We start from the raw sequence: 6,134 nt of genomic DNA on the forward strand, positions 1-6,134 counted from the left end.
TCAGCCGATTTGGCGGCGGCCTTCTTCGGCTCCTTCGCCTCCGCGCCCTCGGCGGCGGGCTTTTGAGCCTTGGCGGGCTTTTCGGCCTTGGGCTTCTTTTCCTCAGCCATCGATCAATTCTCCGGAACGCTTGGCGACGCGGACCTTGCGGCCGTCGTCGAGAATCTTGAATCCAACGCGCGTCGCCTTGCCGTCCTTGGGATCGGCGACCGCCAGATTCGACAAATTGATCGGCGCGGCCTTGTTGATGATGCCGGCTTCGCGATCCTTGGTCTGACGCTGATGGCGCTTGACGATATTGACGCCGTCGACGACGGCGCGACCTTCGTCGGGAATCACGCGCAGCACCTCGCCGCTGCGGCCCTTGTCGCGGCCGGCGAGAACGACGACTTTGTCGCCCTTCTTGATCTTGGCGGCCATTACAAAACCTCCGGGGCGAGCGAGATGATCTTCATGTGGTTCTTGGCGCGCAGCTCGCGCGGCACCGGCCCGAATATGCGGGTGCCGATCGGCTCTTTCTGATTGTTGATCAGCACCGCGGCGTTCGAATCGAAACGGATCACGGAGCCGTCGGAACGCTTGATGTCCTTCGCGGTGCGAACGACGACGGCCTTCAGCACATCGCCCTTCTTCACGCGGCCGCGCGGAATCGCCTCCTTGATCGACACGACAATAATGTCGCCGACGCCGGCGTATTTGCGCTTGGAGCCGCCCAGCACCTTGATGCACATCACGCGGCGCGCGCCGGAGTTGTCGGCGACGTCGAGATTGGTTTGCATCTGAATCATGGCTTACCCGCCTTTCGTTCCGGTCTGGTTTCGGTTTCGCGCCGACTTCGTCCGGACAATTCGTTCTAACGACTACGCCTCGGCCGTCACTTCGACGACCCGCCAGCGCTTCAATTTCGAGATCGGCGCGGTCTCTTCGATCGTCACCGAGTCGCCCACCTTGAACGCGCCGTTTTCGTCATGGGCGTGATAGTTCTTCGTGCGGCGCACCGTCTTCTGGAACAGCGGGTGGGTGAAACGGCGTTCGACCTTCACCACCACGGTCTTGTTCTGTTTGTCGCTGACGACGACGCCCTGGAGAATTCGCTTCGGCATGGCGCTTTAACCCTGCTTTTCGGCGCGCTTATGCGCGGCGATGGTTTTCGTGCGGGCAATGTCGCGACGAACGACGCGCACGCGTGAGGTGTTCTCGAGCTGGCCGGTCGCCCGCTGGAAGCGCAGATTGAACTGCTCTTTCTTGAGCTTCAGCACTTCGTCATTGAGCTGATCTTCGGTCATCGCCTTGATGTCGGAGAGGCGCTGTTTGGATTTCATCACGTTCCCCTTATTCGGCGATGCGTTCGATGAAGCGCGTCTTGATCGGCAGCTTCGCGGCGGCGAGCGTCAAGGCCTCGCGCGCGATAGGCGCCGGCACGCCGTCGATCTCGAACATGATGCGGCCGGGCGCAACGCGCACGGCCCAGAATTCCGGCGCGCCCTTGCCCTTGCCCATACGCACTTCGGTCGGCTTCTTGGAGACCGGCACGTCTGGGAAGATACGGATCCAGACGCGGCCGGCGCGCTTCATATGGCGCGTCATGGCGCGGCGCGCGGCCTCGATCTGGCGCGCGGTGATGCGCTCCGGCTCCAGCGCCTTAAGGCCGAACTGACCGAAGTTCAGCGAAAAGCCCGCCTTGGAGGCGCCACGGATGCGGCCCTTGAAGGCCTTGCGGAACTTGGTGCGTTTGGGTTGCAGCATGATTGCGCTCTTTAATCTTGTTCGTTACGCCGCGTCGCGCGGTTCGCGGTGCTCGCGACGGCGGCGTTCGCCGCCGCGGTCGCGATCGCCATGATCGCCGCCGGACGCCTGTTCGGCCGCCTTCTTGTCCTGCGCCATCGGATCGTGCTCAAGGATTTCGCCCTTGAAGATCCAGACCTTGATCCCGCAAGCGCCATAGGCGGTATGCGCGGTGGCGGTGCCGTAATCGACGTCGGCGCGCAGCGTATGCAGCGGCACGCGTCCTTCGCGATACCATTCGAGACGGGCGATCTCGGCGCCGCCGAGACGGCCCGAGCAATTGATGCGAATGCCCTGCGCGCCCAACCGAATGGCCGATTGCACGGCGCGCTTCATCGCGCGGCGGAAGGCGACGCGACGTTCGAGCTGCTGCGCGATCGACTCGGCGACGAGCGCCGCTTCGGTTTCTGGCTTGCGCACTTCGACGATGTTGATGACGACTTCGCTGCCGGTGAGCTTGCCCACGAGCTTGCGGATCTTGTCGATGTCCGCGCCCTTCTTGCCGATGACGACGCCGGGACGCGCCGAATAGATCGTCACGCGGCACTTCTTGTGCGGGCGCTCGATGACGATTTTCGACACCGCCGCCTGCTTCAGCGTTTTCGACACCGTTTCGCGGATCGCCATGTCCTCATGCAGGAGCTTGGCGTATTCGCCCTTACTGGCGAACCAGCGCGAATCCCAGGTGCGGTTGACGCCCAGTCGCAGCCCGATCGGATTAACCTTCTGACCCATGGTTTTAAATCCTTTAGGCGTTGGCTTGCGCTTGGACTTCGCGCACGATGATCGTCAGATTGGCGAAGGGCTTCTCGACGCGGCTCGCCCGGCCGCGGGCGCGGGCGTGGAAACGCTTCATCACCAGCGCCTTGCCGACAAAGGCCTGGGCGACGACAAGATCGTCGACGTCGAGACCGTGATTGTTCTCGGCGTTGGCGATGGCGCTTTCAAGCGCCTTCTTCACCTCATGCGCGATCCGCTTTCTGGAGAACTCCAGATCGGCGAGCGCGCGATCCACCTTCTTGCCACGGATCAACTGCGCGAGCAGATTGAGCTTCTGCGGCGAGACGCGCAGCATGCGCGCGACCGCCTTCGCTTCATTTTCCGCAAGCCGGGGCGGATTGGCTTCCTTAGACATCGTGAGCCTCTCTTAGCCTCTCTTAGCCCCTCTTGGCCTTCTTGTCGGCCGCATGGCCGTGGAAGGTGCGGGTCGGAGCGAATTCGCCGAATTTGTGCCCGATCATGTCTTCCGACACCGACACGGGAATATGCTTCTGGCCGTTGTGCACGCCGAACGTCAGTCCCACGAATTGCGGGATGATCGTCGAGCGGCGGCTCCAGATCTTGATCACCTCGGAGCGGCCTGAACCGCGCGAGTTCTCGGCCTTCTTAAGAAGATAGCCGTCGACGAACGGGCCCTTCCAAATCGAGCGCGCCATGGGGTTAGCCCTTCTTCTTGCGATTGTGTCGCGAGGACACAATGAAACGGTCGGTGGACTTATTGGTGCGGGTCTTCTTGCCCTTGGTCGGCTTGCCCCAGGGCGTGACCGGATGACGACCGCCAGAGGTGCGGCCTTCGCCGCCGCCATGCGGATGGTCGATCGGATTCATCGTGACGCCGCGATTGTGGGGGCGGCGGCCGAGCCAGCGTGAACGGCCGGCCTTGCCGATCGAGGTGTTCATATGATCAGGATTGGACACGGCGCCGAGCGTCGCGAAGCACTGGCCGTGCACGAGGCGCTGCTCGCCGGAATTCAGTCTGACGATCACATAGCCCTGGTCGCGGCCGACGATCTGCGCATAGGTGCCGGCCGATCGGGCGATGGCGCCGCCCTTGCCGATCTTCATCTCGACATTGTGCACGATAGCGCCGACAGGGATGTTGGCGATCGGCATCGCGTTGCCGGGCTTCACGTCGACCTGATTGCCGGCAATCACTTCGTCGCCGACGGAGAGCCGCTGCGGCGCGAGAATGTAGGCAAGCTCATTGTCCGTGTAGCGAATGAGCGCGATGAACGCCGTGCGGTTCGGATCATATTCGAGCCGCTCGACCTTGCCCGCGACATCGAGCTTGCGCCGCTTGAAATCGACGACGCGATAGGCCTGCTTATGGCCGCCGCCGCGAAAACGCACGGTGATACGGCCGGCGTTGTTGCGCCCGCCCTTTGAGCTCTTGCCTTCGGTCAGGGTCTTGACCGGCTTGCCCTTGTAGAGCTCGCTGCGGTCGACAATGACGAGCTGGCGAAGGCTCGGCGTGACCGGCTTGAATGTCTTCAGCGCCATCGTTCTATCCTCACGCCTTCCTTACAGTCCGGTCGTCACGTCGATCTTGTGGCCCTCGGCGAGAGTCACGACCGCTTTCTTGACGTCGCTCTGCTGGCCGCGCTGACCGCGGAAGGTCTTGACCTTGCCCTTGCGCACCAGCGTATTGACCGCTTCGACCTTGACGTCGAAGAGACCTTCGACCGCCGCCTTGATCTGCGGCTTCGTCGCGGTCTTGGCGACCTTGAAGACCACCTTATTGCTCTCCGAGGCGAGCGTCGCCTTCTCGGTGATGACCGGGGCGACGATCACGTCGTAATGGCGAACGTCCTTGCTCATTTCAGTCGCGCCTCCAGCGCGTCCACCGCGGCGCGGGTCAACACCAGCTTCTCGCGGCGGAGGATGTCGTAAACATTGACGCCTTCGACGGGCAGAATGTCGATCTTCGGGATATTGCGTGCGGCGAGCACGAAATTGTTCTGCGGCGCGCCGCCGACAATGATGATCGCATTCTCGAGGCCCGTCTTAGCGAAACTCGACGCGAGCAGCTTCGTCTTGGGCTCGGCGAGCTCCGCCGATTCCCAAACGATGATGCCGCCATCCTTCGCCTTCGCGGACAGAGCATGTTTCAGCGCGAGCTGGCGCACCTTCTTGGTCAGGTCATGCGCATGGCTGCGCACCACCGGGCCGAAGGCGCGTCCGCCGCCGCGGAACTGCGGCGCGCGCGCCGAGCCGTGACGGGCGCCGCCGGTGCCCTTCTGCTTGTGCAGCTTCTTGCCCGAGCGCGCGATCTCGGCGCGATTCTTCACCGCATGGGTGCCGGCGCGCCGCTTGGCGAGCTGCCAGCGGATCATGCGGAAGATCAGGTCCTTGCGCGGCTCAAGGCCGAAGACCTCATCGGAGAGTTCGATCGAACCGGCCGCCTGGCCGTCGAACGACGTGACGTCGATCTTCACGGCTCAGTCCTCCTTCTTCTCTTCTTGCGGAGCGGCGTCCAAATTGGCGGCTTCACTCTGTCCGTTGCCGAGGCGGAATTTGCCCGGCTGCGGCGCATCTTTCGGCAGCGCGCGCTTCACCGCGTCGCGCACAAAAATCCAGCCGCCGGCCGTGCCCGGCACTGCGCCTTCGACAAGCAGCAGTCCCCGGTCCGGGTCCGTCTGCACCACCCGCAGATTTTGCGTGGTGACGCGCTCGACGCCCATATGGCCGGCCATTTTCTTGTTCTTGAAGGTCTTGCCCGGGTCCTGACGGCCGCCGGTCGAACCGTGCGAACGGTGCGAAACGGAGACGCCGTGGGTCGCGCGCAGACCGCCGAAGCCCCAGCGCTTCATCGGGCCGGCAAAGCCCTTGCCGGTGGAGGTTCCCGTCACGTCGACGAACTGGCCGACGACGAAGTGATCCGCCGTGATCTCGGCGCCGATCGGCAGCAACTCTTCCTCTTTCACCCGAAACTCGGCGAGCTTCAGCTTCGGCTCCACCGAGGCCGCGGCGAACCGCGTGCGTTCGGCCTTCGAGACATTCTTGACCTTGGCGCGGCCGATGCCGAGCTGAACGGCGGTGTAGCCGTTCTTCTCTTGAGTCCGCTGCGCGACGACCTGGCAGCCGTCGAGCTTCAGGACCGTGACCGGCACATGCTCGCCCGCCTCCGTGAAGATGCGGGTCATTCCGACCTTTTGCGCGATGACGCCCGACCGCATGATCCAATCCTTCGCAAAGCGCGCTCGCATCCTTAGCGAGCGTCGCTTGAATTCCGTTTAGAGCTTGATCTCGACATCCACGCCGGCGGCAAGATCGAGCTTCATGAGCGCGTCCACCGTTTGCGGGGTGGGATCGACAATGTCGAGAACGCGTTTATGCGTTCTGATCTCGAACTGTTCGCGCGACTTCTTGTCGATGTGCGGCGAACGGTTCACCGTGAATTTTTCGATGCGCGTCGGAAGCGGAATCGGACCGCGGACCTGAGCGCCCGTGCGCTTGGCCGTCGAGACGATCTCCTTCGTCGACGTGTCGAGAATCCGGTGATCGAACGCCTTGAGGCGAATCCGGATATTTTGACCGTTCATTTTTCCGTCCTTTAGGACCGCGAGCGG

General features: G+C 63.0%; 13 protein-coding genes. All 13 read right to left on the bottom strand.

Going from position 1 to position 6,134, the window contains the following annotated elements; translation table 11 throughout:
- Window positions 1-102: 102 nt before the first annotated feature.
- The 13 genes from rplX to rpsJ all read right to left on the bottom strand — a co-directional run bounded on the left by rplX (window position 103) and on the right by rpsJ (window position 6,107).
- Window positions 103-420, bottom strand: coding sequence for a 50S ribosomal protein L24 (gene rplX / locus NEI07_RS15845; RefSeq protein WP_018406011.1), 318 nt, complete (start codon window positions 418-420; stop codon window positions 103-105).
- Window positions 420-788: a 50S ribosomal protein L14 gene (gene rplN / locus NEI07_RS15850; RefSeq protein WP_014890753.1), complete on the bottom strand. Its 369-nt coding sequence runs from the start codon at window positions 786-788 to the stop codon at window positions 420-422. The genes rplX and rplN overlap by 1 nt, the downstream gene beginning before the upstream one ends.
- Window positions 789-860: 72 nt before the next feature.
- Window positions 861-1,103, bottom strand: coding sequence for a 30S ribosomal protein S17 (rpsQ, locus tag NEI07_RS15855; RefSeq protein WP_018406012.1), 243 nt, complete (start codon window positions 1,101-1,103; stop codon window positions 861-863).
- 6 nt (window positions 1,104-1,109) lie between these two features.
- Window positions 1,110-1,322 (bottom strand): 50S ribosomal protein L29, encoded by a 213-nt coding sequence (rpmC, locus tag NEI07_RS15860; RefSeq protein WP_018406013.1) that lies wholly within the window; start codon window positions 1,320-1,322, stop codon window positions 1,110-1,112.
- A 10-nt stretch (window positions 1,323-1,332) separates the two neighbouring features.
- Window positions 1,333-1,746 carry a 50S ribosomal protein L16 gene (rplP, locus tag NEI07_RS15865; protein ID WP_014890756.1) on the bottom strand — a complete coding sequence of 138 codons (414 nt, stop codon included), beginning with the start codon at window positions 1,744-1,746 and terminating at the stop codon, window positions 1,333-1,335.
- A 24-nt stretch (window positions 1,747-1,770) separates the two neighbouring features.
- Entirely contained in the window at window positions 1,771-2,520 is a 750-nt protein-coding gene (rpsC, locus tag NEI07_RS15870) for a 30S ribosomal protein S3 (protein WP_014890757.1), read from the bottom strand.
- Window positions 2,521-2,533: 13 nt separating this feature from the next.
- The gene (gene rplV, locus NEI07_RS15875) at window positions 2,534-2,920 is read right to left on the bottom strand and encodes a 50S ribosomal protein L22 (RefSeq protein WP_014890758.1); all 387 of its coding nucleotides are present in this window, start codon (window positions 2,918-2,920) and stop codon (window positions 2,534-2,536) included.
- 22 nt (window positions 2,921-2,942) lie between these two features.
- Window positions 2,943-3,221 (bottom strand): 30S ribosomal protein S19, encoded by a 279-nt coding sequence (gene rpsS, locus NEI07_RS15880; RefSeq protein WP_256035861.1) that lies wholly within the window; start codon window positions 3,219-3,221, stop codon window positions 2,943-2,945.
- 4 nt (window positions 3,222-3,225) lie between these two features.
- Window positions 3,226-4,065 (bottom strand): 50S ribosomal protein L2, encoded by an 840-nt coding sequence (gene rplB / locus NEI07_RS15885; protein ID WP_018406018.1) that lies wholly within the window; start codon window positions 4,063-4,065, stop codon window positions 3,226-3,228.
- A gap of 21 nt (window positions 4,066-4,086) precedes the next feature.
- Window positions 4,087-4,383 carry a 50S ribosomal protein L23 gene (locus NEI07_RS15890; protein WP_014890761.1) on the bottom strand — a complete coding sequence of 99 codons (297 nt, stop codon included), beginning with the start codon at window positions 4,381-4,383 and terminating at the stop codon, window positions 4,087-4,089.
- Window positions 4,380-5,000: a 50S ribosomal protein L4 gene (gene rplD / locus NEI07_RS15895; RefSeq protein WP_123176886.1), complete on the bottom strand. Its 621-nt coding sequence runs from the start codon at window positions 4,998-5,000 to the stop codon at window positions 4,380-4,382. The genes NEI07_RS15890 and rplD overlap by 4 nt, the downstream gene beginning before the upstream one ends.
- 3 nt (window positions 5,001-5,003) lie before the next feature.
- Window positions 5,004-5,741 carry a 50S ribosomal protein L3 gene (gene rplC, locus NEI07_RS15900; protein WP_256035863.1) on the bottom strand — a complete coding sequence of 246 codons (738 nt, stop codon included), beginning with the start codon at window positions 5,739-5,741 and terminating at the stop codon, window positions 5,004-5,006.
- Window positions 5,742-5,798: 57 nt separating this feature from the next.
- Complete coding sequence (gene rpsJ / locus NEI07_RS15905) at window positions 5,799-6,107, bottom strand: 30S ribosomal protein S10 (RefSeq protein ID WP_014890764.1); 309 nt, start codon at window positions 6,105-6,107, stop codon at window positions 5,799-5,801.
- Between the last annotated feature and the right edge of the window lie 27 nt (window positions 6,108-6,134).

The organism is Methylocystis suflitae (assembly GCF_024448135.1).
Classification (GTDB): Bacteria; Pseudomonadota; Alphaproteobacteria; order Rhizobiales; family Beijerinckiaceae; genus Methylocystis; species Methylocystis suflitae.

Coding starts and splice junctions, on each gene's coding strand:
- rpmC (WP_018406013.1), bottom strand. CDS start 1,322: ATGAAATCCAAACAGCGCCTCTCCGACATCAAGGCGATGACCGAAGAT.
- rplC (WP_256035863.1), bottom strand. CDS start 5,741: ATGCGGTCGGGCGTCATCGCGCAAAAGGTCGGAATGACCCGCATCTTC.
- rplN (WP_014890753.1), bottom strand. CDS start 788: ATGATTCAGATGCAAACCAATCTCGACGTCGCCGACAACTCCGGCGCG.
- rplX (WP_018406011.1), bottom strand. CDS start 420: ATGGCCGCCAAGATCAAGAAGGGCGACAAAGTCGTCGTTCTCGCCGGC.
- rpsQ (WP_018406012.1), bottom strand. CDS start 1,103: ATGCCGAAGCGAATTCTCCAGGGCGTCGTCGTCAGCGACAAACAGAAC.
- rpsS (WP_256035861.1), bottom strand. CDS start 3,221: ATGGCGCGCTCGATTTGGAAGGGCCCGTTCGTCGACGGCTATCTTCTT.
- rplP (WP_014890756.1), bottom strand. CDS start 1,746: ATGCTGCAACCCAAACGCACCAAGTTCCGCAAGGCCTTCAAGGGCCGC.
- rplB (WP_018406018.1), bottom strand. CDS start 4,065: ATGGCGCTGAAGACATTCAAGCCGGTCACGCCGAGCCTTCGCCAGCTC.
- rpsC (WP_014890757.1), bottom strand. CDS start 2,520: ATGGGTCAGAAGGTTAATCCGATCGGGCTGCGACTGGGCGTCAACCGC.
- NEI07_RS15890 (WP_014890761.1), bottom strand. CDS start 4,383: ATGAGCAAGGACGTTCGCCATTACGACGTGATCGTCGCCCCGGTCATC.
- rpsJ (WP_014890764.1), bottom strand. CDS start 6,107: ATGAACGGTCAAAATATCCGGATTCGCCTCAAGGCGTTCGATCACCGG.
- rplV (WP_014890758.1), bottom strand. CDS start 2,920: ATGTCTAAGGAAGCCAATCCGCCCCGGCTTGCGGAAAATGAAGCGAAG.